Genomic DNA, 24,583 nt, shown 5'->3' with positions numbered 1-24,583 from the left:
CGTGGTTGCCGCACTGTATCGCCGTTATCGGCCCGAGACCTTCACCGAGATGATCGGTCAATCCCAGGTGACCGAGCCGTTGATGACGGCTCTGCGCACCGGTCGCATCGGGCATGCCTACCTGTTCAGCGGCCCGCGCGGCTGCGGCAAGACCACGTCGGCGCGCATTCTCGCCCGCTGCCTGAACTGCGCCGAGGGGCCGACCGACCAGCCGTGCGGCGTCTGCCCGAGCTGCGTCGAGCTGAGCCGCGACGGCGGCGGATCGCTCGACGTCGTCGAGATCGACGCCGCGAGCCACGGCGGTGTCGACGACGCGCGCGACCTGCGCGAGCGGGCGGCCTTCGCTCCGGCCCGGGATCGCTTCAAGATCTTCATCATCGACGAGGCCCACATGGTCACGGCTGCCGGCTTCAATGCGCTGCTGAAGATCGTCGAGGAGCCGCCGCCGCACGTGAAGTTCGTGTTCGCGACGACCGAGCCCGACAAGGTGATCGGCACGATCCGTTCGCGTACCCACCACTACCCGTTCCGGCTCATCGCTCCCGGCACCCTCATCGACTACGTGCAGTCGCTCTGCGACAGCGAGGGCGTACGGGTCGAGCCGGGAGTGCTGCCCCTCGTCGTTCGCGCGGGTGGCGGCTCGGTGCGCGACACCCTCTCGATTCTCGACCAGCTGATCGCGGGCTCGGAGGGCGACACCGTCACCGCCGACCGCGCCGCCGGGCTGCTCGGCTTCACGCACACCGAACTCATCGACGACGTCGTGACCGCGCTCGGAGCGCACGACGCAGCGGCCGCGTTCCGCTCGACCGACCGGGTCGTGCAGACGGGGCAAGACCCGCGCCGCTTCGTCGAAGACCTGCTCGAGCGCCTGCGCGACCTCATCGTCGTGAGCGCGACCACGGTCGAAGGGGCGGCAGCGGTGTTCCGCGGCGTGCCGCAAGACCAGCTCACGCGCATGTACGAGCAGGCGCAGGCCTTCGCCCGCGGCGAGCTCTCGGCCATCGCCGACACCGTCAGCGGCGCGCTCGACAAGATGGCGGGCGCAACCGCACCGCGCCTGCAGCTCGAACTCATGATCGCGCGCGCCCTGCTGCAGGGCGCCGCGGTCGGCGCCGGCGCACCCGCGGGGCAGCCCCCGCAGGCCGCGGCCGGCTCCGTTCAGGCCGCTGCCGCGCCCCGGGGCGCCGGGGCCGTCGCTTCGGGTGCGCAGGCGCCCCAGGGGCGTCAGCCCGCCCCGGCCGCTGCGGCTCCCGCCGCTGCGCCCGCTGCGCCGAAGGCCGATCCGCTGGCGGCGCTCGCCGCGGCGCGCGGCGCGGTCTTCGACGGCCCCCCGGCTGCGGCTGCACCGGTTGCTGCGGCTGCACCGGTTGCACCGGCTGCTGTGCCTGCGCCCACCGCTGCTGCGGTGCCCGAAGCTCCTGCGGCTCCCGCCCCGCCGAATGCGGCCGAGACAGCGGCGTCGGTGCGCGACTTCCTGCGCGAAGACACCGCCGGTACTCCCGCCGACGAAGCCCCGGCTTCCTCGGCAGCGCCCCAGCAGGCCGAGAATGAGGGCGCGGCGGAGCCTGAGCGTGCCGCGGAGCCCGAGCAACCCAGCGAGCGCGTCGCACCGGCCGCGGCCGCGACTCCTCAGGCCTCCTCTGCAGGTACCCCGCACCCGAACTCCGGTGCGGCATCGTTCGGGCGACCGATCTCCGACGTGCTGAGCGGCGCGCAGCTCTCGAGCATGGGCAGCGACGCGGCCTTCCGCGCACCGGCCGAGGAAGCGCCCGCGCCGAGCGCGCCCGCTTCGGACATCCCGGAGCAGCCGCAGACTGCGGCGCAGCCCGCGGCACCCGGCGACAGCCAGGACTCCGACGGGGGAGCGGCCTCCGCTACCGGCATACCGACCGCGCCCGCAGAGGCTGCCGGGCCCGCAGCCCAGGCCGAGTCCGAGCAGCACGACGACGGCCAGCCTGCCGGCTTCGACGACCTGCTCGAGCTGTGGCCCGAACTGCTCGAAGAACTGCAGCACAGCGACCGCGACGCCTGGAACGCCGTGCGCGTCGTGCAGCCGCTGGCGCTCGACGGAGACGTGCTCGCCGTCGGCCTCGCCTCGAGCTCCGACCTCGCCGTCTTCAAGAGCTCGGGCGCCGGCCCGCTGCGCGAGGCGATCAACGAAGCGACCGGCCTGAGCGTCAAGTACGTGCCGAAGCGCATCGAACCGGGCGCCGCCGCGCAGCGCGAGCCCGGCATGCCGCAGCGACCGCAGCCGGGTGAGCCCGACTCCGAGGAGCCCCATCGAGGCGGCCCACGCGCATCGGCCCCGGCCTCCCCGGGTGCATCCGCGGCGGCCCCCGCAGCCGGCTCCGCAGTCGATCCCGATGACCCGAACGACCCTGTCGCGCGTGCCGCCGCACGATTGAGCGTGCTCGGCCCCGCCCTCGCCGCCCCGGCGTGGGCTGACCCGGTGCCCCAGGCTCCGACCGAGCCCGCGCCTCCCGCCGAACCTGCTGCACCGGCAGAGCCGGCAGAGCCGACGGACACCGCGGAGACTGGGAACACCGCGGAACCGGAACACACTGCGGAGCCCGGGCACACTGCGGATCTCGAGCACACTGCGGGGCCCGCAGCTCTCGGCGCCCCCGTAGTCGCTGAGGTCGCGCCCGCCGTGGTCTCACCCGGCGTGGTCGAGCCCGCCGCCGTCGCGCCCGCTGCGGCCGAACCCGAGCCCGCCGCTGAGGCCGAGACAGATGCCGACACCGGTGCCGGCGATTACGACGCCGGCGACTACGGCGACGGCCCGAGCGACGATTCCGAGTACGGGGCGTACGCCGAAGGGCAGGGCGACCCCTACGCGGGGTCGGGCGAGCGCGCGGCGATCCCTGGCGAGGGTGCGCCGGCGTCACCGGCACCGCCCGCGCCGGCTCGGCCGCAGTCGGCGACCGCAGCGGCGCGTCCCGAACCGAAGCCCGAGCAGGCTCCCGAACCCGAGCAGGGCCGCCGCTCGGCGCCCTCGTTCAACCGCTACGGCGAAGCCATCGTGCGCGAAGTGCTCGGTGCCCGATTCATCGAGGAGCGCCCGCTCCCATCCAGGCCGGAGGTCTAACCCGTGTACGACGGCATCGTTCAAGACCTGATCGACGAGTTCGGCAGACTGCCCGGCATCGGCCCGAAATCGGCGCAGCGCATCGCGTTCCATATTCTGCAGACGCAGAACTTCGACGTCACGCGCCTCGCCGAGCTGCTCTCGGAAGTGCGCGAGAAGGTGCGCTTCTGCGAGGTCTGCGGCAACATCACCGAATCGGAGCGCTGCTCCATCTGCCGCGACCCGCGCCGCGACCAGGGCCTCATCTGCGTCGTCGAAGAACCGAAAGACGTCGTCGCGATCGAGCGCACCCGCCAGTACCGCGGCCTCTACCACGTGCTCGGCGGCGCCATCAGCCCGATCGACGGCATCGGCCCCGACGACCTCAGCATCCCGTCGCTCATGCGCCGCATCGGCGACGGTGACGTGAAAGAGGTGATTCTCGCGACCGACCCGAATCTCGAGGGCGAGGCCACCGCCGCGTACCTCTCGCGCCTGCTGAACAGCATCGAGGTGCCCGTGTCGCGCCTCGCCTCGGGGCTGCCCGTCGGCGGCGACCTCGAATTCGCCGACGAGGTCACTCTCGGGCGGGCGTTCGAGGGCCGCACCAAGGTCGAGTAGTCCGGCCGCTTCACCGCGACCAGGCCCCCGCCGCCGTTCGCGAGCGTGCCCGAGCACGCCCACGAGAGCCGAGCGCGCCGAGGATACCGCTCCGGCGGCGCCCTGGCCACCCTCTGCCGCGCCTGCGATCTCCCGGCGACGATGGATGCAACCCGTCGCCGAGCAGGCCGTCCGTTCGCGTGCGACCCTCGCCGCGACCCTGCGGCACGGGTGAGGCAAAGGGGAGAACGATGGGCGTCTGCGACACCTGCGGCAACGAATACGACAAGACCTTCACCGTCACGATGGCGGGGGTCGGCGGTGCGATCGGCACCTTCGACAGCTTCGAGTGCGCGGTGCACCTCATCGCGCCGAGCTGCGCGCACTGCGGCTGCCGCATCCTCGGCCACGGCGCAGAGGTCGACGGTGCCATCTACTGCTGCGCGCACTGCGCCCGCGTCGTGCCGAGCGACGAGGAACGCGGCGGCGAGCAGCGGCTCGTCGATCGGGCCTGAACCTGGGGGCGCCATGGGCACCGACCGCTCTGGTCGTGGCGGGAAGCGACCCGACCCGACGAAGGTGCTCGACCAGCCGGCGCTGCGCACCTCGCAGGGCGCGATCTGGCTCGTCATGGGCGGGCTCTTCGCCGCGGCGGCGCTCGTGCCGTTCGTGCTGCTCATCGTGAAGGGCGGGCCGTCCGCCGAGCTGGCGCTCGCGACGGCAGTCGTCATCGTGGCGCTGTACGCGGCCATGCTGGCGCTGCGCTTCGCCGTCGCGCGCCGCATACTGCGCCTCCGGCTGCTCATGGCCTGCCTGCTGAGCGTGGCCGCGATCTCGCTCATCAGCATCTGGGCCGCGGGCCTGCTCGAGGGCGCGTGACGGCCTCGCCCCGCAATCGGGCGTAACGCGGCGAACCCGCAGGAGCATTCGGAGGCGATGCGGCTAGACTGGACCCTTGGAGTAGGACTGGTCAGAGGAGGACCCGCGTGGCGTTGATCGTGCAGAAGTTCGGGGGTTCATCCGTCGCGGATGCAGAAAGCATCAAGCGGGTCGCCAAGCGCATCGTCGAGACCCGCCGTGCGGGCAACGATGTCGTCGTCGCAGTGAGCGCCATGGGCGACACGACCGACGAGCTGCTCGACCTCGCAGCGGAGTGCACGCCGATCCCTGCCCCTCGTGAGCTCGACATGCTGCTCACCGCGGGCGAGCGCATCTCGATGGCGCTGCTCGCCATGACCATCAAGGGCATGGGCATCGAGGCGTTCTCGTTCACCGGCAGCCAGGCCGGCATGATCACCACGTCCGAGCACGGCCACGCGAAGATCGTCGACGTGACCCCGGGCCGCGTGCGCGAAGCGCTCGACGAGGGCGCCGTCGCCATCGTCGCCGGCTTCCAGGGCTTCAGCCGCGACTCCCGCGACATCACTACGCTCGGCCGCGGCGGATCGGACACGACCGCCGTCGCCCTTGCCGCGGCGCTCGGCGCCGACGTCTGCGAGATCTACACCGACGTCGACGGCATCTTCACCACCGACCCGCGCATCGCGCCCCTCGCGCGCAAGATCGATGCGATCACGCTCGAAGAGATGCTCGAGCTCGCCGCCTCGGGCGCGAAGGTGCTGCACCTGCGCGCCGTCGAATACGCGCGCCGCCACGGCGTCGTACTGCACGTCCGCTCCTCGTTCTCGAGCGAAGAGGGCACCATCGTCTACGACCCCGCCAAGGGGCACCCGAAGGGAGATCAGGTGGAAGAGCCGATCATCACTGGTATCGCCGCCGAGAAGGATGAGGCGAAGGTCACCGTCAGCGGTGTGCCCGATGCGCCGGGCAAGGCCGCGCACATCTTCGAGATCGTCGCCAAGACGAACGCGAACGTCGACATCATCGTGCAGAACGTCTCGGCCGCGGATACGAACCGCACCGACATCTCGTTCACGATTCCGGTCGCCGACGGCCGCCGGGTCATCGAAGCGCTCGAGGCCGAGCGCGAGGTCCTCGGCTTCGAGAGCCTCCAGTACGACGACCAGATCGCGAAGATCGCTGTCGTCGGCGCGGGCATGCGCACGAGCACCGGCGTCTCGGCCCAGCTCTTCCGCGCCCTCTCGGAGGCCGGCATCAACATCGAGATGATCTCCACCTCCGAGATCCGCATCTCGGTCGTCACCCGCGCCGACCTCATGGAGAAGGTCGTGCAGGTGCTGCATTCCGCCTTCGAGCTCGACGCCGACAAGACGGCCACCGTCTACGCCGGCACTGGCCGCTAGGCGCACACGCTCCGGGCGCATCGCGCTCATCCCGGCGCATCGCGCCACTCCTTTCCGGGCGCCCCGCCCCGCATGCAAGACAGAAGAGGTTCACCACCATGGCAGATCAGCAGGGTCTCAACGTCGCCGTCGTCGGCGCCACCGGCCAGGTCGGCGCCGTCATGCGCCGACTGCTCGTGGAGCGCGACTTCCCGATTGCGAGCATCCGCTTCCTCTCGAGCGCGCGCTCGGCGGGCACCACCCTCGAATTCCGCGGCGAGGAGATCACCGTCGAAGACGTCGCGACCGCCGACCGCTCGGGCATCGACATCGCGCTCTTCTCGGCCGGCGGCGGCCCGTCGAAGCAGTACGCCCCCGAGTTCGCCGCAGCCGGCGCGATCGTGATCGACAACTCGAGCGCGTGGCGCAGCGACCCCACCATCCCGCTCGTCGTGAGCGAGGTCAACGCGCACGCGATCGACGAGATCATCTCGGCGCGCCACGGCATCATCGCCAACCCGAATTGCACCACCATGGCCGCCATGCCCGCCATGAAGGTGCTCGACGGCGAAGCGGGCCTCGAACGCCTCATCGTCACGACCTTCCAGGCCGTGTCGGGCTCGGGCCTCGCCGGCGCCCGCGAGCTCGCCTCGCAGGCGACCGCGGCCGTCGAGTCGGGCAAGCTCACCGACCTCGTCACCGACGGCGAGGCCGTCGATTTCCCGGCCCCCGAGGTCTATACGAAGACCATCGCGTTCGACGTGCTGCCGCTCGCCGGCTCGATCGTCGACGACGGCCAGGGCGAGACCGACGAAGAGAAGAAGCTGCGCAACGAGAGCCGCAAGATTCTCGAACTGCCCGAGCTGCTCGTCTCGGGCACCTGCGTGCGCGTGCCCGTCTTCTCGGGCCACTCGCTCGCGATCAACGCCGAGTTCTCGCGGCCCATCTCGGCCGACCGCGCGCGCGAGGTGCTCGCCGAGGCTCCCGGCGTCGAACTGAGCGATGTGCCGACCCCGCTCGAGGCCGCCGGCCGCGACGCGTCGTTCGTCGGCCGTATCCGCGCCGACCAGTCGGCCCCCGAGGGCCGCGGCCTGACGATGTTCATCTCGAACGACAACCTGCGCAAGGGCGCGGCGCTCAACGCCGTGCAGATCGCGGAGATCGTGGCGCGAAAGCTCATCGCAGCCTGACCCGCCGAATCGCGGGCACGGGGGCCAGGGATCGCGGATCCCTGGCCCCCGTGTCGTTCGTGCGTCCGTCTGCACGTCGGTCCCCGCCGCTCCGCCGCTCCGCCGCTCCGCCGCTCCGCCGCTCCGCCGCTCCGCCGCTCCGCCGCTCCGCCGCCGTTCTCGTCGGAACCACTCTTCGTCTTTCGGACACCCGAATGACGAGCGTGTACCTCGAGCACCGTGATTTGCCTATACGGGCGTGCTTCGTCTATACGGTGGTGCGCGTGTGAGGCCGGGCGCGCGGGCGGCGGGCCGGGCGCGCGGGCGGTGGGACTGGGCGCGCGGGCTGCTGACCCGGGCGCGCCTGAGCGCCCCGCGCAGACGGGTCGGCGGGCTTGAGGCTCAGCGGGCGGCTTCGAGCGTGATGAGGGAGGCCTCGGGGCGGCACGCGAAGCGCACCGGCGCGTAGATCGAGTTGCCGAGCCCCGCGCTGACGTTGAGGTAGGCGGCGCGGTGCGCGTCGAACCAGACGCTCAGGCCGCGCGCCTGCGACACGGGCAGGTCGCAGTTCGAGGTGAGGGCGCCGACGCCCGGCATGCGCACCTGGCCGCCGTGCGTGTGGCCCGCGAGAATCACCGACGCCCCGTCGTCGAGCAGTTCGCCGAGCGCCTGCTGGTAGGGGGCGTGCACGACGCCGATGCGCAGCGCGTCGCGGTCGCCGGCGGCAGCGGGGGAGCCCTCGGCCTCGTCAGCCGAGTCTTCGTCGCCGGAGGTGTCTTCGGCGACGAGCGCGGTCAACTGCTCGCGCATGGCGCTCGCGTCGTCGTAGCGGATGTGCGGGTCGTTCAGCCCGAGCAGCTCGACCGTGGTGCCGCGCAGTTCGAGGCGGGCCGCCGAGTTGTTGAGGTTGATCATGCCGAGGCCCTCGAGGCCGTGGGTGAGCGCGACGTTATCGATGTCGGGCTCGCGGCTGCTTTTGCGGCTCGGCTCCATGAGGTACCGCATCGGGTTCTTCGCGATGGGGCCGTAGTAGTCGTTCGAGCCGTGCACGAAGCAGAGCTCGGCGCCGCTGCGCGCGAGCGGCCGCAGGGCCTCGAGCAGCGACGAGCGCGCCTGCACGTGGCCCATGAGGTCGCCGGTGAGCACGACGAGGTCGGGCCGCAATTCGGCCAGGGATCGCACCCAGTTGATCTTGTTCGTCTGCCAGGGGGCGAGGTGCAGGTCTGAGAGCTGCAGCACGCGGATCGGCGCCGCGCCCTCGGCGAGCACGGGCAGCGCGTGCCGTCGGATCGTGAAGAGCCTGCGCTCGATCACGGTCGACCAGACGGCGACCCCTGCGGCGGCCGCTCCGAGAGCGGTCACCGCAGGGTGGCGCGACGCGAATCCCATCGTGCGCCTAGCTGCAATCCACGGTGAGCGAGATGATGCTCGTCGGGGCCAGCTCGGTGCCGGCTGCCGGGTCCATCGCGGTCACCTTGTCGTTGCCGCCGGGCTTCTTGTCACCGGCAGCACAGCTGGCGTTGACGTCGAAGCCGGAGCCCTCGAGCTTCTTCTGCGCATCCTTCAAGCTCGAGCCGATGACGTCGGGCACGGGCTGCGCCTTTCCGTCGCTGCGGTAGATGCTGATGCCCGAACCGAGGGGCGCTTCATCGCCGCCCGCGGGGCTGGTGGCGGCCACGCGGCCCTGCGGCACCGACGACGAGACTTCGCCGCCGTCGACCGGCGAGAAGCCGAGCTGCGTGAGCGTCGCCGACGCCTCTTCGAAGGTCTGCCCCTTGAGATCGGGCACGGCCACCATCGTCACGCGGGTCGCCGCAGAGGACGGCTCGGGGAACGCCTCGCCGCCGTACTTCGCGTCTGCGACGTTCATCATGGCCGGCCAGATCGTCTGGTCGGCGTACATAAGGCCGCCGAAGGGCTGCGTCGAGACGCGGCTCCAAGTGCCGTCCGGGAACTGTACCGGGCCGGCGTTGCCGACCCACGTCGCGGTCGCGACGCGGCTGCTCGCGCCGACCGTCCAGTTGTCGACGACGTCATCGGTCGTACCGGTCTTCGCGAGATGCGGAATGCCGTAGGCCGACGAAGCGTGGCGTGCGAGGCCGTTGTTCACGGTGTATTGCAGGGCGTACGCGACGCCGGCTGCGACCTCGGGCTGCAGCGCCTCGGTGCAGTCCGCCTTCTTGAACGGCACGGGTTCGCCGTCGGGCCCGATGATCGAGTCGATCGGCACGGGCGTGCAGACGGTGCCGTTGCCGGCGTAGGCGCCGAAGGCGAGCGACATGGTGATCGGGGCGATCTCGTCGATGCCGCCGTACACGTTCGACGGCACCATGGTGAGTTCGGTGGTGTCGTAGTTCGGCAGGTCGGGGTTCGTCTGGGGCGAGGCGCGGTGGATGCCGAGCTTCTTCGCCGTCGCGAAGGTCTCGCAGAGATCCATCTTCTGCTGCATCGAGACGAGACCGCCGTTGACCGAGTTGGCGATCGCGGTGAGCACGGGCTGGTTGCCCTTCGTGCCCTCGTTGTCGTTCGTGAACGCGAACGAGCCGAAGCCGTAGACCCCGTCGGGCATGCACGATGCCCGGAACGAGTTCTCCTGCACCGTGCGGCCGTTGACGTTGACGACCTCGCGCACCGAGTGCCCGGTGCGGATCCACTCGGCGAGAGTCACCGACTTGAAGGTCGAACCGACCTGGAAGCCGTTCGAGCCGCCGTAGTCGAAATCGGTGTTGTAGTTGATCGCGGTGAAGTTCGGGTCGGACTCGGTCACTGCGGGGTCATTGCTGTACAGCCGGTTCTGCACCATGGCGAGCACGCGCCCGGTGCCGACCTCGGTGCTGACGCTCGCGCCGCCGACGTTGATGCCGTCCATGTACGAGGGCACGGTGCCGCGCATGGCCTCGGTGCCGGCCGCCTGGATATCGAGGTCGATGGTCGTGTAGATGTCGTAGCCGCCGCGGCTGAAGTTGAATTCGCGCTCGGCCTGGGTGTCGCCGAAGTTCGGGTCGTGCTTGATGTAGCGCTGCACGTAGTCGCAGAAGTTGCCGAGGCCGTAGTTCGTCTCGGCAGCGGCGCAGCCCTGGATGCGCGGCGTGATCTGCGGCGCGATCTCGGTCGCGACCGCCTCGTCGTACTGCGCCTGGGTGATGCGGCCGTGATTGAGCATGCTGCCGAGAATCTTGTCGCGGCGCTGCTTGTTCGCCTCGAGATTCTCGGGCAGGTCGATCTGCAGCTTCGACGGGTTGTTCACCGTCGCGACGAGGCTCGCCGACTCGGCGAGCGACAGATCTTTCGCGCTCTTGCCGTAGAAGTACTGCGCCGCCGACTCGATGCCGTAGATCTGGCGGCCGAAGAGGGCGATGTTCAGGTAGCCGAGCAGAATCTCGTCCTTGGTGTACTTCTTCTCGACCCCGAGCGCGAGCTTCATCTCCTTGAGCTTGCGGTCCATGTCCTGACGCATCGCGTCGTCGTAGGCCGCGTCGCGCTTCTCTTCATCGGCAATCGACATCGCATCCTGGATGAGCACGTTGCGCACGTACTGCATGGTGATGGTCGAGGCGCCCGAGAAGCCGGTGCCGACCGCGTTCTGCAGGGCCGCACGCGTCGTCGCGAGGGCGTCGACGCCGCCATGCGTGTAGAAGCGCGGGTCCTCCTCGGCGACCGCTGCATCCTTCACGTACTGCGAGATGTCGTCCCACGCGACCATCTCGCGGTCCTGGTCGTAGAACGTCGCGATCGGGTAGACCGTTGAATCCGCGCCTGTCGCATAGATCGTCGACGGCTCGGCGAGACGGCCGGGGTTCAGGTGGTCGGGAAGATCCTGGAAGATCTTGACGGCCGATGACGCCGCGGCCCCGCTCACCGCGACCACGGGGGTCACCGCTGCGGTGATCAGAATGCCTGCGACCGCGCTCATGGCGACGGCTCCGATGATGCCTCCGAGGGCTCCACCTGCGCTGCGCGGCTTGAAAGTGCGCACGCGCGAAGACTTGGATGTCTGTGGGGTCATAGAATCAAGACTAGGCGACGTTGCTGGAAATATTCCGCAGCGCATGCCTCTGCCCTGCCGTTCGGGTCGCTTCGCGCACCCACCGGCCGCACCGAATTCGAGAGGAGATCGCACGTGAGCGATTCGTCCGAGGGCTCCGTCTGGGAGTACTTCGTCACACCGCTGCTGCTGCACAAGGAGGCCCAGATTCTCAACAACTGGGGCGCCCAGGGCTGGGAGCTCGTGCAGATCATCGAAGGCCCCGCCGGCGGCAACGTCGCATACATGAAGAAGAGGAAAGCCTGATATGTCAGTCATCGAAGCACGCCTGAAGGAGCTCGGCTACGAGGTGCCGGAGGTCGCGGCCCCCGTCGCGGCGTACGTGCCCGCGCTGCGCGACGGCGACTACATCTACACCGCCGGCCAGCTGCCCGTCGTCGACGGCAAGCTGCCTCTCACCGGCAAGGTCGGCGACGGCGAGGGGCTCGTCTCGGCCGAGCAGGCGGAGGAGCTCGCGCGCCTGTGCGCGCTGAACGGTCTCGCAGCGGCGCGCGGCGTGCTCGGCTCGCTCGACAAGATCAGCCAGGTCGTGAAGGTGACCGCGTTCGTCGCCTCCGACCCGTCGTTCACCGGCCAGGCCGCGGTCGCCAACGGCGCCTCCGTCTTCCTCGGCCGCGTCTTCGGCGACCTCGGCATCCACGTGCGCTCGGCCGTGGGCGTCGCGGTGCTGCCGCTCGACGCCCCCGTCGAGATCGAGTTCGTGTTCCGGGTGGCCGACTGATCACGGTTCCGACAGAGGCCGAGACAGCCTCTGCGCTGGCGTCGCGGCGAGGCCCAGAAATGGGCCTCGCTCTGAGCTCCAGCGCGCCCGTCGAGATCGAGTTCGTGTTCCGAGTGGCCGACTGCGCCATACCGCGCAAGACATGATCGAGGGCCAGGGATCGGCGATCCCTGGCCCTCAGCGCATTGCAGCGGCGCCCGTCAGCCCCGGGCGTTCTTCTCGGCGTTGACCCGGTCGGAGATGGTCTGCATCACCATCGTGTCGGCGAGCGTCGTGGTGTCGCCGATGACCTTGCCCTCGGCCGCATCCTTCAGCAGGCGGCGCATGATCTTGCCCGAGCGGGTCTTCGGCAGCTCGGTCACCACGAACACCTGGCGGGGGCGCGCGATCGCGCCGATCTGCCCGGCGACGTGCTTCTTCAGCTCGACCTCGGCCTCTTCGGGCGTGACCAGCGTCTGCTGCGACTTCAGAATCACGAACGCGACGACGGCCTGACCGGTCGTCTCATCGCTCGCGCCCACGACCGCGGCCTCGGCGACCGCGTTGTGCGCCACGAGCGACGACTCGATCTCGGCCGTCGAGAGACGGTGGCCCGACACGTTCATGACGTCATCGACGCGGCCGAGCAGCCAGATATCGCCGTCCTCGTCGACGCGGGCGCCGTCGCCGGCGAAGTACTGGTCGCCGAACTTCGCCCAGTACGTGTCGATGAAGCGCTGGTCGTCGCCCCAGATCGTGCGCACCATCGCCGGCCACGGCCGCCGGATCGTGAGCAGGCCGCCCTGGCCGCGATCGACGCGGTTGCCCTCGTCATCGACGATATTCACGTCGATGCCGGGCAGGGCCGCCTGCGCACTGCCGGGCTTGAGCGCCGTGATGCCGGGCAGCGGGGCGATCATGAACGCGCCGGTCTCGGTCTGCCACCAGGTGTCGACGATGGGGGCGGTGCCCGAGCCGATGACCTCGCGGTACCAGCGCCACGCCTCGGGGTTGATGGGCTCGCCCACCGAGCCGAGTACGCGGATCGACGACAGGTCGTACTGCTCGGGAATCTGCCGGCCGACCTTCATGCACGCGCGGATCGCGGTCGGGGCGGTGTAGAACAGCGACACCCGGTACTTCTCGATGATCGACCACCAGCGGCCCCAATCGGGGGTCTCGGGGGTGCCTTCGTAGATGACCTGCGTGGCGCCGTTCGCGAGGGGCCCGTAGACGACGTAGCTGTGGCCGGTGACCCAGCCGATGTCGGCGGTGCACCAGTACACGTCGGTCTCGGGCTTCAGGTCGAACACGTCGCGGTGCGTCGTCGAGACCTGGGTGAGGTAGCCGCCGCTTGTGTGCAGAATGCCCTTCGGCTTGCCGGTGGTGCCCGAGGTGTACAGGATGAACAGCGGGTTCTCGGCCGGGAAGCCCTTCGCCTCGTGCTGGTCGTCGTAGGTGACGATCTCGTCGTGCCACCACAGGTCGCGGCCGTCGACCATCTCGACGTCGTTCTCGCAGCGCCTGACGACGAGCACCTTGCGCACGGGGTGGCCGTCTTCGCGCAGCGCGTCGTCGACCGTCGGCTTCAGCGCCGACACGCGGCCCTTGCGGTAGCCGCCGTCGGCGGTGATGACGACCTCGGCGGCCGCGTCTTCGATGCGGGCGCGCAGGCTCTCGGCGCTGAACCCGCCGAACACGACCGAGTGCGCCGCACCCAGACGGGCGACGGCGAGCATCGCGATGACGGCCTCGGGAATCATCGGCAGGTAGATCGCGACGCGGTCGCCGGCCTTCACGCCGAGGCTCGTGAGCATGTTCGCGGCGCGCTTCACCTCGCTCGTGAGCTCCGCGTAGGTGATGGTGCGGGTGTCGCCGGGCTCGCCCTCGAAGTAGAACGCGACCCGATCGCCGAGACCGTTCGCGATGTGCCGGTCGAGGCAGTTCGCGGCGACGTTCAGCTCGCCGTCCTGGAACCACTTCGCGAACGGCGGGTTCGACCAGTCCAGGATCTCCTCGAACGGCTTGGTCCAGGCGAGCTTCTCGGCCTGCTCGGCCCAGTACCCCTCGGGGTCTTCGGCTGCGCGCGGGTACACGGACGGGTCGGTGAGATTCGCCGCTGCCTTGAACTCTGCCGACGGCGGGTAGGTCTCGCTGTCGAGCGGGTAGCTCTCGATGGTGCCATGCTGATCGCTCATGTGGACGTCGTTATCCAATCTTCATCGTGATGATTCGTCTGCTGTGACGAAGCCTGGGCACTCTTCAGGGTATACCTGATGCGTTTCGCGAAACCCGCCCGTTCCCATGCTCGCGGCGCATCTCGGCGGTGACCGGGCGGTGAGACCTGCTGTTTCGAGCGATTCGGGCGCTACCGATGTGCGAATCGGTTGTCTCGTCGCTCACAGGCCGTCGTTTTCGTGATTTTCGGGCGACTTATTCACATTCGCGGTTCAGGGGGCGACAGATCGGCCGAAACCCGGTGGGCTGGGGTCATGGCCTCGACAGGGATCCGCACCGCCGCCCTCGACCTGCGCGCCCGGCGCGCATTCGGCGGCCTGCTGCCCCTGCTCGACGACCCCGAGTTGCGCGACCTGCTGCTGCAGGCGCGCGGCGGCGAAGCGCAGCTGTGGCTCGACCGCGGCGCCGGGCTGCAGCAGATGCGCGGCTGGCATGCCGAGCCCGACGCCGTCTCGCGGCTCGGCGTCGCCCTCATCGCGGCGGGCGGGCGTCACCTCGACGAGCTGCACCCTTTCGCCGATGCGCGGCTCGGCGACGGCATCCGCGTGCACGCCGTGCTGCCGCCCGTCGCCGTTTCGGGCGCGGCGGTCTCGATCCGCGTGCCGCGGCCCGCGCCGCTCGGTTTCTCGGAGCTCGTCGCGACCGGGCTGTGCACCGCGGGCGTCGCGCGGCTGCTCGCCGAGGCCGTCGCCGCCCGCCGCAACCTGCTGATCACCGGCGCGACCGCGAGCGGCAAGACCACGGTGCTCGGGGCGCTGCTCGACCTCGCCGGGGCAGGCGAGCGCATCATCTCGATCGAAGACGTCGCCGAACTGCGCCTGCAGCACCGGCACGTCATCGCGCTCGAGGCCCGGCAGGCGAACAGCGAAGGCGCGGGCGAGGTCTCGCTCGACCGGCTGCTGCGCGAGGCGCTGCGCATGCGGCCCGACCGCATCGTACTCGGCGAGTGCCGCGGCGCCGAAGTGATGACGCTGCTGACCGCTCTCAACACGGGCCACGATGGCGGGGCCGGTACGCTGCACGCGAGCGCGCTCGCCGATGTGCCCGCCCGGCTCGAGGCGCTCGGCGCGCTCGCAGGGCTCGACGCCGATGCGACCGCGCGGCAGGTCGTCGCAGCCCTGCACCTCGTCGTGCATCTCGAGCGCGGCCCGCTCGGGCACCGCGTCGCCGCCGTCGGGCGGCCCGTGCTCGAACGCGGTGGGCTCGCGATCCGTGCCGTGGGTGCGGCCGGATCGTTCGGCGGTTCGTCGGGCGGCTCATCCGGTGGGTCGTCGGCCGGCTCGATCGGCCGTGACGGGGAGTGACAGCGTGGTGCAGAGCGGTGCCGTGTGCGGCCTGGTGCGGGCCATGCGGGCCGTGCGGGCTCGTGCCGGGCCCGCCGATGCGCGCGGGGGCGCTCTCGCCGCCGCAGAGTTCGCGGGCCGCTGCGCGGTGCTCTTGCGGGGCGGGCTCGCTCCCGACCGGGCTCTCCGCGCAGCCGCATTGGAGACGCCCGGAGCGCCGATCGAGCTCATCGGCCACCTCGATCGAGGCGCATCGGCGGCCGAGGCGCTCCGCGCGGCGACGGCCGACCCCGATTGGCGGCTCGTCGCCGCGGCCTGGACTCTTGCCGAGCGCAGCGGTGCGCCGCTCGCCCCGGCCCTCGAACGCATCTCGGCGGCGCTGCACGATCTCGTGCGCATGCGGGGGCGCCGTGCGACGCTCCTCGCCGGGCCGCGCATGACCGTGCGCATGGTGGCGTCGCTGCCCCCGCTCGCCCTGCTGCTCGGCGCCGCACTCGGATTCGATCCGATACCGGTGCTCGTCGGCCCCGCGGGTGCCCTGCTGCTCGCGGTGGGCACGGCGCTGCTGGTCGCGGGCATCGCCTGGGCGCGCTCGCTCACGCGCACGGTCGCCGACCGGGATCGCGTCGCGGCCGTCGAGTTCGAGCTCGTCTGGATCGTGCTCTCGGGAGGCGCCGGCCCGGGGGAGGCGCTCGTGCGCGTCGCCGATTGCGTGTCGGATCTGCGGGTCGCCTGGGTGAGGTTCGACGAGCTGTGCGCCGGGCGGCCGCTGCGGCGCACGCTCGCCGGAGCAGCGCGCGCCGGAGTGCCCGTCGCGACGCTGCTGCTCGAGGAGGCCGAGGCCGTGCGCGGCCGGGCCCTCGCCGACCTCGAGAGCGAGGCCGAGCGCTTGGGCGTGCGCGTGCTCGTACCGCTCGGCGTGTGCGTGCTGCCCGCCTTCATCGCGCTCGGCGTCATGCCCGTGCTGCTGTCGATGCTCGGCGGGGTCGGGTAGTGCGGTGCGGGCTCGCTCGGATTCGAGAGCTCGTTCGGATGGGAATGGGCCGAAACGTCCGACTGATCTCTCAGATCCGACCGAGCGCGCGACCGACCTTCCTCCCCAACCGTCGCGCATCGTGATCCCGGCAGAGCTTGTCCACAATCGCGGAAACCGGCTTCCCTTCGCCGCACCGCTTGCGCAGCATGGTTCGACCGGCGAGCGCCGGCGCCGTGCCCGACGAAGGGAAGACACCGATGACCAGCAAACTCCATCTCGTCTCCGATCGCGGCGCCGCCGTCGGCGAGCCGGTCGCCGACGGGCACCCGGCCAGGGCCGCACGACGAACCGCCCTCGCCGTCGCTACGGCCGACACCGGCGGCGTGGGCGGTGCCGCGGCCGCCGTCGCCCCGATTCCATTCGCGGCACCGCGACGCAGCCTGCGCCGAGACGAACGCGGCGCAGTGACCGCCGAGTACGCCATCGTGATCATGGCGGCCGTCGCGTTCGCCGGCCTCCTCGTCGCGATCATGCGCTCGAGCGAGATTCGCGCGATGCTCGTGCAACTGGTCGAGAATGCGCTCGGTGCCGCCGGGTGACCCGACGACGAGGCCGAACCCCGACCCCCGGCAGCCCGCGCGGCCTGCGCTGCGGCACGACGACCGCGGCACGGCGACCGCCGAGTTCGCGATCGTGCTGCCCGCCGTGCTGGTGGTGCTCGGCCTCGTCATCGGCGGCGTCGCGCTCGCCGCCCACCGCATCGTGCTCGTTTCGGCCGCCGCGGACGCCGCCCGCCTCGAAGCGCGCGGCGAATCCGCGGCACCGGCCCTCGAACGGCTCGGCACCGGCGTGACGATCGAGCGCACCACCGAGCAGGGCCTGCACTGCGTCGCGCTCGCCGCGGCGCCGATCGGCGGCCCGCTCTCGTCGATCACGGTGCGCGGGGCGTCGTGCGCGGCGGTCAGCGACGTCGCCGCGATCGACGACTGAAGCGGCTGCGGCCGAACTGCCCGCGAAGAAATATACAGAGAAAGGGGCCAACGATTGAGTACACCCGCAGCGCTCTCGTGCGCCCTCGCCGTGCTCGTGCTCGGTCTCCCCGTGCTCTCCGCCGGGGCGCACCTCGAGGCCCGGCACCGCGCCGCCGGCGCCGCCGATGCAGCGGCGCTCGCCGCAGCCGACGCGGTGAACGGGTTCCTCGTCGCCGAGCCGTGCGAGGTCGCGGCGGAGGTCGCGGCCGCCGTCGGCACGAGCATCTATGCGTGCGACGTCGATGCGCTGCGCGGCGAGGCCCGCGTCACCGTGCGCATCGGCACCGTGCTCGGCGGCGTACTGGCCCGGGCGCGCGCCGCGCCGGAGGCGGGCCCCGCTATCGTGCTGGCCGGGGTGCCGGGGGCGAACGGGTGGGCCTGGCCCTCCGGGGCGCGCGCCGTCACCCAGGGCCACCACGACGGCACGGCCATCGATCTCGCGGTCGGCGACGACGGCCTGCTCTACGCGCCCTACGACGGCACCGTCGTGCGGGTGGGCGGCGACGGCGGCGGTGTTCCGGCGGCATGCCGGTCGAACCCGGAGTGGTGGCGCGGCACCAACCACACGGTCGTCATCGCCCACGACGTCGCCGGGAGAAAGGTGTACAGCTCGCACAACCACATCGCGCCGGGCTCGCCCGAATCCCTCGGCGTGCGCGCGGGCAGCCCGGTGCTCGCCGGTCAGGCCGTCGCGGCCGCCGGGATGAGCGGATGCACCTCGGGAATCCACTCCCATTTCACTCTGTCGTCGACCCCGAGCAACGCGTCCGCCGATATCGATCCGTACGAATATCTGGGACCGCCCTGAAGATCCGCAGCGCGAGCCATGTGAGATCGAGGAGGGTTTTTTACGTCATACTGTGTATCGTGTCGGTGCAGAACAGTCGGCCGGCCCCGCGAGATCCTCAGGGTGACCCAGCGGCCCCGCACGGCTTCAGGTGCAGTCGGCACCGATTTCATTCATTCTTATTGAAGGAGACCCGTGGCGGGCGCGAAGAAACTCGTAATCGTCGAGTCGCCGACCAAGGCGAAGACGATCAGTGGCTATCTCGGTGACGACTATGAAGTGATCGCATCGGTCGGCCATATCCGCGACCTCGCCGAGCCCTCGGCGCTGCCGAGCGAGCTCAAGCAGGGCGCCTTCGGCAAATTCGCAGTCGACGTCGACAACGGCTTCACTCCCTACTATGTCGTGAACGACAACAAGAAGAAGACGGTCTCCGAACTCAAGCGGGCCCTGAAGGGAGCGGACGAGCTCTGGCTCGCCACTGATGAGGACCGCGAGGGCGAAGCCATCGCGTGGCACCTGCTCGAGGTGCTGAAGCCCCAGGTGCCGGTGCGCCGCATGGTGTTCCACGAGATCACCAAGGATGCGATCGAAGAGGCGAAGGCCAACACGCGCGACCTCGACATCGCGCTCGTCGACGCGCAGGAGACCCGTCGCATCCTCGACCGCCTCTACGGCTACGACATCTCGCCGGTGCTCTGGCGCAAGGTCGCGCCCCGACTCTCGGCGGGCCGCGTGCAGTCGGCGGCGACCCGCCTCGTCGTCGAGCGCGAGCGCGAGCGGCTGGCCTTCCGCACCGCCGAATACTGGGATCTGACCGCAACCTTCACGCCCGCGGCCGATGCGGCCGATACGACCGCGTTCGCAGCGCGCCTCGTGCGCCTCGACGCGCAGCGCCTCGCCACCGGCGGCGACTTCGGCGACGACGGCGCGCTCACGCAGAAGGCCGAGAAAGCGGGCGTGCTGATGCTCAGCGCCGAGCGCGCTCGCGCCATCGCCGCCGACCTCGCCGAGCAGGGCCGCGCCTCGGTCGTCGGCGTCGAGACGAAGCCGCACACGCGCCGACCGGCAGCGCCGTTCACGACCTCCACGCTGCAGCAGGAGGCCTCGCGCAAGCTGCGCTACAGCTCGCGCCAGACGATGTCGTTCGCGCAGTCGCTGTACGAGAACGGACACATCACCTATATGCGTACCGACTCGCCGACGCTCTCGAAGCAGGCGATCTCGGCCGCGCGCTCGCAGGCCGCAGCGCTCTACGGCGCGCAGACCGTGCCCGACAAGCCGCGCGTGTACACCGGCAAGGCGAAGGGCGCCCAGGAGGCGCACGAGGCCATCCGCCCCGCGGGCGACGTGTTCCAGCGCCCGAGCGAACTCAAGGGCCGCCTGACGCAGGGCGAGTACGCGCTCTACGAACTGATCTGGAAGCGCACCGTCGCGAGCCAGATGGCCGACGCGAAGGGCTCGACCGACACCGTCACGCTCTCTGCCCCGGTCGCCGAGAACGGGGGTACGGTCACCGCCGAGTTCACCGCCAGCGGCACCGTCATCACCTTCCCCGGATTCCTGCTCGCCTACGAAGAGGGGCGCGACGAGAAGCGGGGCGACAAGCAGGGCTCCGACCAGAACGTGGCGCTGCCACAGCTCGTCGCCGGTCAGGGCCTCGCCGTCTCCGAGGCCGAGGCGAAGGGGCACGAGACCAGCCCGCCGCCGCGCTACACCGAGGCGAGCCTCACGAAGCGGCTCGAAGACCTCGGCGTCGGCCGGCCCTCGACCTACGCCGCCATCATCAGCACCATCATGGATCGCGGTTACGTCACGAAGAAGGGGCAGGCCCTCGTGCCGAGCTGGATCGCCTTCTCGGTCGTGCGCCTGCTCGAAGCGCACTTCAGCGCCCTCGTCGACTACGACTTCACTGCCGAGATGGAGAACGACCTCGACCGCATCGCCGCAGGTGAAGAAGCGCGTTCGAAGTGGCTCGGCGAGTTCTACTTCGGCACCGACTCGCACCCCGGTCTGCGCGGCGTCGTCGACAACCTCGGAGAGATCGACGCGCGCGCGATCAACACGATCAAGATCGACGACTCGATCTCGCTGCGCAACGGCAAGTACGGCCCCTACCTCGAAGTGTTCGACGAGAAGTCCGAGGTCGGCGAAGACGGCGCGCTGAAGCCGCGCAGCGTCAACATCCCCGACGGCCTCGCGCCCGACGAGCTCACCCCCGAAAAGGCGCACGAGCTGGCCGACGCCGAGCCGGCAGAGGACCGCGTCGTGGGCCTGCACCCGAGCACGGGCAAGCGCATCGTCGCGAAGAACGGCCGCTTCGGCCCTTACGTGACCGAGCTGCCCGACGAGGGCGAAGAGCTGCCGAAGGGCGTGAAGGCCCGCACAGCGTCGCTCTTCAAGAGCATGGACCCGGCGACCGTCGACCTCGACACCGCCGTCGCGCTGCTCGAGCTGCCCCGCATCGTCGGCGTCGACCCCGAATCGAACGCCGAGATCACCGCGCAGAACGGCCGCTACGGCGCCTACCTGAAGAAGGGCACCGACACCCGGTCGCTGCCCGGCGAGGACGCGATCTTCTCGATCGATCTCGCCGGCGCGCTCGAGCTCTTCGCGCAGCCGAAGTACGGCGCCCGTCGCGCCTCGAGCGCCCTCAAGGAGTTCGACGCCGACCCCGTGAGCGGCAAGCCGATCAAGGTACGCGACGGCCGCTTCGGCCCGTACGTGACCGACGGCGAGACGAACGCGACCATTCCCCGCGGCGACAGCGTCGAAGACATCACCTTCGAGCGCGCCGTCGAGCTGCTGGCCATCAAGCGGGCGAAGGGCCCCGCGAAGAAGAAGGCGCCGGCCCGCAAGGCGGCCGCGAAGAAGCCTGCGGCCAAGAAGCCCGCGGCGAAGAAGACCGCGGCGAAAAAAGCCGTCGATCCGGCGCGCTCGGCTGCGGCGAAGAAGGCGGCCGAGACCCGCAAGGCGAATGCCGCGAAGAAGGCCGCCGAGGCGGCCGCCGGAGCCGCCGACGCATGACCGGTCTCTTCATCACGCTCGAGGGCGGCGACGGCGCGGGCAAGACCACCCAGGCCGAGCTGCTCGAGGTCTGGCTCGCAGAGCGCGGCCATGAGGTGGTACGCACCCGCGAGCCGGGCGGCACCCGCCTCGGCGTCGAAGTGCGGCGCCTGCTGCTGCACGGCGGCGATGAGATCGGCGCGGTCGACGCCCGCGCCGAGGCCCTGCTCTACGCCGCCGATCGCGCCCAGCACGTCGCCAAGGTCGTGCGGCCCGGGCTCGAGCGCGGCGCGGTCGTGGTGCAGGATCGCTACATCGACTCGTCGCTCGCCTACCAGGGCGCCGGTCGTGTGCTCGACGTCGACGACGTGCGCCGGTTGAGCGAATGGGCGACCGAGGGGCTCTCTCCCGATCTGACGGTGCTGCTCGACATCGACCCCGAGACGGCGGCCGAGCGCCGCAGGGCTCGGGGCGGCGAAGCGGATCGGCTCGAGGCCGAGGCGGCCGAATTCCACGCCGCCGTGCGCGCGGGGTTCAGAAGCCTCGCGCAGGCCGAGCCCGACCGCTTCCTCGTGCTCGACGCGGCGCGTCCGGCCGACGAGCTGAACGCGCAGATCATCGCGCGGGTATCGTCGCTCCTCTCGCACTGACTCATCTGTCACAGGCTGTGCTAGCGGTAGCGCCAGTCTGCAGGCGCTTTCCTCGTTCGGGGTGCCCCGCTGTTATTGATGAAACTTTCTCGCCGTAAAGTTGCTTCAAAACGACATTGAGGCAACTTTGCTGTTGTTGCGATGGCAGCCCCGGGCATAGCCCGGCTGCGTGATCCCTGTCGGGCCTTGATCGCGCCGCTTTGCAATTTGTAAAGCGGCCGATAGGCTCGCCCTGTGAACGCCAACTCGTCAGCCTCGGCGAGCTTCACCCTCGAGGATGTGCTCGACATGTCGGCCATCGCCGCGGGGGAGCCCGAACTGCTGACCCCCTCGACGCCCCTCGACGTGCCCGTGCGCTGGGCGCACGTCATCGGCATCCCGCACCCGGGCAACATGCTCTACGGCGGCGAGCTCGTGCTGTCGACGCTCGGCGGCATCGACGAGAACCACCCCGACCCGGCCGGTGCGCTCCACGAGTTCCTGAACGACCTCGACTACGTCGGCGCCGCCGCGCTCATGGTCGAGGTGTTCTCGAATCGCCGCCACCTCATCTCCGCGATCCGAGAGGTCGCCACCGAGCGCGAGAAGTTCCAGGCCGGCAAGCTCCCCATCTTCCTGTTCCGGCGCGAGGTGCGCTTCGTGCGCATCACCGAGTCGGTGCAGCGCGACCTGATGGTCAACGACATCGAGATCCACAGCGAGACGCTGCGTCTGCGCGACCCGCTCGGGCGGGCGACGACCAACCTGCTCGAAGACCTCTCATCGTCGAGCGGGCTGAGCGACGACGAGACGATCGAGCGCGCCGCAGCGCTCGGTCTGCCCTCGACCGCAGGCCTCCCCGAGGCGGGCACCGGCGCGGGCTTCCTCACCGCCATGGTGTTCCGCGTCGATGCGGCCAAGCACGTCACCAACCAGCACCCCCAGGTGCTCTCGGCGCTCATCCGCGCGGCGAGCCACAGCCTGCGGCTACCGGCGCTCATCGGCAACCACACGGGCACCGAGCTCGCCGTCATCCTGCCGCAGAACGCGCCCGAGCGGTTCTGCGCGGCCGTGCGCGACGAGGCGGCGAGACGTCGCAGCTACGAGATCGTGCCGAGCTACACCGTCGGCGTCGGCACGGTGAACGGGCGCGACCGCGTGCTCTGGCGAGACATTCCCGCCGCCCTCGAGAGCGCCGCCGCGGTCGCCGAGGCCGGTGCGCGGCTGAGCGTGCGCCGAGGCTCCTCGGGCGCCCGCTACGCGCCCGCGGAGTCCGTGCGCGAGAAGGGGTTCTGGCGCGTCGCCGACCTCGGGCTCGCCGGTCTGCTCGTGCAGCTGCTGCCGCCCACCGCGGCGCCGGGCCGCGCTGACTGGTACCTCGACCACCACCTGGCCCTCTTCCGCGGTGAAGACGGGCCCGAGATGCGCGACCTCGTCGAGGCGTACGTCGCCGTGGGCGAGAACAAGACCGAGCTCGCGCGCTACCTGAACATCAGCCGGCCGACGCTCTACAGCCGCATCCAGCGCTGCGAGGCCGCGATCGGCGGGCCGCTCATGGGGGAGCGGCTGACGATCCTCTCATCGGTGCTGCTGCTCGACCGCCTCGGCGGGTAACCGCGGCCGCAGGGCGCCCTGCGCTGCACGACCCGTGCCAGAATGTGCAGCATGACCCGCGCATTCACCCTCGCGCAGCTGCGCTACTTCGAGGCCGTTGCCGACTGCGAGAGCATCACCGAGGCCGCGGCGCGCCTGAACGTGGCGCAGTCGACCGTCTCGACTGCCCTCGGGCTGCTCGAGGAGTCGCTCGGGGTGCAGCTCTTCATCAGGCAGCCCAATCGCACGCTCGTGCTCTCGTCGGCCGGTCGGCGCCTCGCCGCCGAGAACAGCGCGTTCCTCGACCACGCCGACGCGCTCTACGCTTCGGCGCAGGGCGTGAGCAATGCGCTGACCGGGTCGGTGCGGGTCGGCATCTACGCGCCGATCGCCCCGTTCCGCCTGCCCGGCATCCTCGTCGAATTCGAACAGCAGTACCCCGAGGTGCAGGTCGACTTCTTCGAGGCCGACCTCGCCACTCTGCAGACGGCGCTGCTCAGCGGCGAGTGCGAGATCGCGCTCATGTACGCGCACGGGCTCGGCCCCGAGTTCGAGGCGCGTCTGCTCGATCAGGTGCCCCCGCACGTGCTCGTCTCGGCCGAACACGCGGCCGCACGGCGCGGCAGATCGGTGAGTCTCGCCGACTTCGCCGATGAGCCCTACATCAGGCTCGACCTGCCGCATTCCCGCAAGTACTACGAAGACCTGTTCGGCATCGCCGGGGTGCGGCCGAAGCTGCGGCACTCGTTCACCGGCTATGAGACGGTGCGCTCGTTCGTCGGCATGGGGCACGGCTATACCCTGCTGAACCAGTGGCACGTGCCGCAGACCTACGCCGGCGCGCTCACCGCCTCGCTGCCCCTCACCGACGACTTTCCGCCGATCGAGGTCGTGCTCGCCTGGCCCGGGCAGATGCGCCTGACGCGTCGCGCTCGGGCGTTCGCCGAGGTCTGCGAGGGGCTGTATCGTCAGCGGCAGCAGGGGGCCGGCGGGGCGCCGTGATCGCGAATGCGGGCGGTCGGTGATCCCTCACGCACTGCTCAACCCGAAAAGCGTTGCTGTAATCACTGCTCATCGATTCTCTCGATGAGCCATTTCAGTTATTTCCGTTGGCGCACGGGGCACGAGCGCCCATACGATGTCACCGAGGCCGTCATCGAGGAAGAAGATGACCTCGGTAGGCAATTTCAGAATTTTCAATATGGGTTCCGAT

General features: G+C 70.5%; 20 protein-coding genes. 17 read left to right on the top strand and 3 right to left on the bottom strand.

The annotated features are described in order from the left end of the window. Window position 1: 1 nt before the first annotated feature. The 6 genes from NHL51_RS03145 (at window position 2) to NHL51_RS03120 (ending at window position 7,103) form a co-directional block, all read left to right on the top strand. The gene (locus tag NHL51_RS03145; RefSeq protein WP_434141721.1) at window positions 2-3,091 is read left to right on the top strand and encodes a DNA polymerase III subunit gamma and tau; all 3,090 of its coding nucleotides are present in this window, start codon (window positions 2-4) and stop codon (window positions 3,089-3,091) included. 3 nt (window positions 3,092-3,094) lie between these two features. Further along, entirely contained in the window at window positions 3,095-3,691 is a 597-nt protein-coding gene (gene recR, locus NHL51_RS03140) for a recombination mediator RecR (RefSeq protein ID WP_434141720.1), read from the top strand. 230 nt (window positions 3,692-3,921) lie between these two features. After that, entirely contained in the window at window positions 3,922-4,185 is a 264-nt protein-coding gene (locus tag NHL51_RS03135; protein WP_434141719.1) for a hypothetical protein, read from the top strand. Between the two features lie 13 nt (window positions 4,186-4,198). Further along, window positions 4,199-4,549 (top strand): hypothetical protein, encoded by a 351-nt coding sequence (locus NHL51_RS03130; RefSeq protein ID WP_434141718.1) that lies wholly within the window; start codon window positions 4,199-4,201, stop codon window positions 4,547-4,549. A gap of 107 nt (window positions 4,550-4,656) precedes the next feature. Beyond that, complete coding sequence (locus NHL51_RS03125; protein ID WP_434141717.1) at window positions 4,657-5,934, top strand: aspartate kinase; 1,278 nt, start codon at window positions 4,657-4,659, stop codon at window positions 5,932-5,934. A 98-nt stretch (window positions 5,935-6,032) separates the two neighbouring features. Next, window positions 6,033-7,103 carry an aspartate-semialdehyde dehydrogenase gene (locus NHL51_RS03120; protein ID WP_434141716.1) on the top strand — a complete coding sequence of 357 codons (1,071 nt, stop codon included), beginning with the start codon at window positions 6,033-6,035 and terminating at the stop codon, window positions 7,101-7,103. Between the two features lie 381 nt (window positions 7,104-7,484). Here NHL51_RS03120 and NHL51_RS03115 read toward each other — a convergent pair whose 3' ends face one another. Then, window positions 7,485-8,471 carry a metallophosphoesterase gene (locus NHL51_RS03115; protein WP_434141715.1) on the bottom strand — a complete coding sequence of 329 codons (987 nt, stop codon included), beginning with the start codon at window positions 8,469-8,471 and terminating at the stop codon, window positions 7,485-7,487. A 7-nt stretch (window positions 8,472-8,478) separates the two neighbouring features. After that, window positions 8,479-11,088 (bottom strand): transglycosylase domain-containing protein, encoded by a 2,610-nt coding sequence (locus tag NHL51_RS03110; RefSeq protein ID WP_434141714.1) that lies wholly within the window; start codon window positions 11,086-11,088, stop codon window positions 8,479-8,481. A 114-nt stretch (window positions 11,089-11,202) separates the two neighbouring features. Here NHL51_RS03110 and NHL51_RS03105 point away from each other — a divergent pair, with 114 nt between their 5' ends. Continuing rightward, window positions 11,203-11,373 (top strand): DUF4177 domain-containing protein, encoded by a 171-nt coding sequence (locus NHL51_RS03105; protein WP_434141713.1) that lies wholly within the window; start codon window positions 11,203-11,205, stop codon window positions 11,371-11,373. Window position 11,374: 1 nt separating this feature from the next. Continuing rightward, window positions 11,375-11,848 carry a RidA family protein gene (locus tag NHL51_RS03100; protein ID WP_434141712.1) on the top strand — a complete coding sequence of 158 codons (474 nt, stop codon included), beginning with the start codon at window positions 11,375-11,377 and terminating at the stop codon, window positions 11,846-11,848. A 200-nt stretch (window positions 11,849-12,048) separates the two neighbouring features. Here NHL51_RS03100 and acs read toward each other — a convergent pair whose 3' ends face one another. Continuing rightward, window positions 12,049-14,025 (bottom strand): acetate--CoA ligase, encoded by a 1,977-nt coding sequence (gene acs / locus NHL51_RS03095; RefSeq protein WP_434141711.1) that lies wholly within the window; start codon window positions 14,023-14,025, stop codon window positions 12,049-12,051. 294 nt (window positions 14,026-14,319) lie between these two features. Between acs and NHL51_RS03090 the strand changes: the two genes are divergently transcribed. The 9 genes from NHL51_RS03090 to NHL51_RS03050 all read left to right on the top strand — a co-directional run bounded on the left by NHL51_RS03090 (window position 14,320) and on the right by NHL51_RS03050 (window position 24,372). Beyond that, window positions 14,320-15,369 (top strand): CpaF family protein, encoded by a 1,050-nt coding sequence (locus tag NHL51_RS03090; RefSeq protein WP_434141710.1) that lies wholly within the window; start codon window positions 14,320-14,322, stop codon window positions 15,367-15,369. Between the two features lie 4 nt (window positions 15,370-15,373). Next, window positions 15,374-16,342: a type II secretion system F family protein gene (locus tag NHL51_RS03085; protein WP_434141709.1), complete on the top strand. Its 969-nt coding sequence runs from the start codon at window positions 15,374-15,376 to the stop codon at window positions 16,340-16,342. 239 nt (window positions 16,343-16,581) lie between these two features. Next, window positions 16,582-16,923, top strand: a complete 342-nt coding sequence (locus NHL51_RS03080) for a DUF4244 domain-containing protein (protein ID WP_434141708.1) — start codon at window positions 16,582-16,584, stop codon at window positions 16,921-16,923. Continuing rightward, window positions 16,910-17,314, top strand: a complete 405-nt coding sequence (locus NHL51_RS03075; RefSeq protein ID WP_434141707.1) for a TadE/TadG family type IV pilus assembly protein — start codon at window positions 16,910-16,912, stop codon at window positions 17,312-17,314. Before NHL51_RS03080 ends, NHL51_RS03075 begins: the two co-directional genes overlap by 14 nt. Before the next feature lie 54 nt (window positions 17,315-17,368). After that, window positions 17,369-18,163, top strand: a complete 795-nt coding sequence (locus NHL51_RS03070; RefSeq protein WP_434141706.1) for an Rv3654c family TadE-like protein — start codon at window positions 17,369-17,371, stop codon at window positions 18,161-18,163. A gap of 174 nt (window positions 18,164-18,337) precedes the next feature. Then, window positions 18,338-21,169 carry a type I DNA topoisomerase gene (topA, locus tag NHL51_RS03065; RefSeq protein ID WP_434141705.1) on the top strand — a complete coding sequence of 944 codons (2,832 nt, stop codon included), beginning with the start codon at window positions 18,338-18,340 and terminating at the stop codon, window positions 21,167-21,169. After that, window positions 21,166-21,798, top strand: coding sequence for a dTMP kinase (gene tmk / locus NHL51_RS03060; protein ID WP_434141704.1), 633 nt, complete (start codon window positions 21,166-21,168; stop codon window positions 21,796-21,798). Before topA ends, tmk begins: the two co-directional genes overlap by 4 nt. A 234-nt stretch (window positions 21,799-22,032) precedes the next feature. Next, a complete protein-coding gene (locus NHL51_RS03055; RefSeq protein WP_434141703.1) occupies window positions 22,033-23,391 on the top strand; it encodes a PucR family transcriptional regulator ligand-binding domain-containing protein in 1,359 nt (452 codons plus the stop codon). A 51-nt stretch (window positions 23,392-23,442) separates the two neighbouring features. Beyond that, a complete protein-coding gene (locus NHL51_RS03050) occupies window positions 23,443-24,372 on the top strand; it encodes a LysR family transcriptional regulator (RefSeq protein WP_434141702.1) in 930 nt (309 codons plus the stop codon). The last annotated feature ends 211 nt before the right edge of the window (window positions 24,373-24,583 follow it).

Origin of the sequence: Leucobacter sp. gxy201, assembly GCF_051043335.1 — a bacterium.
Taxonomy (GTDB): Bacteria; Actinomycetota; Actinomycetes; order Actinomycetales; family Microbacteriaceae; genus Leucobacter.
The sequence above is the reverse complement of the archived record's forward strand: the minus strand, read 5'-3'. Positions and strand labels throughout refer to the sequence as shown.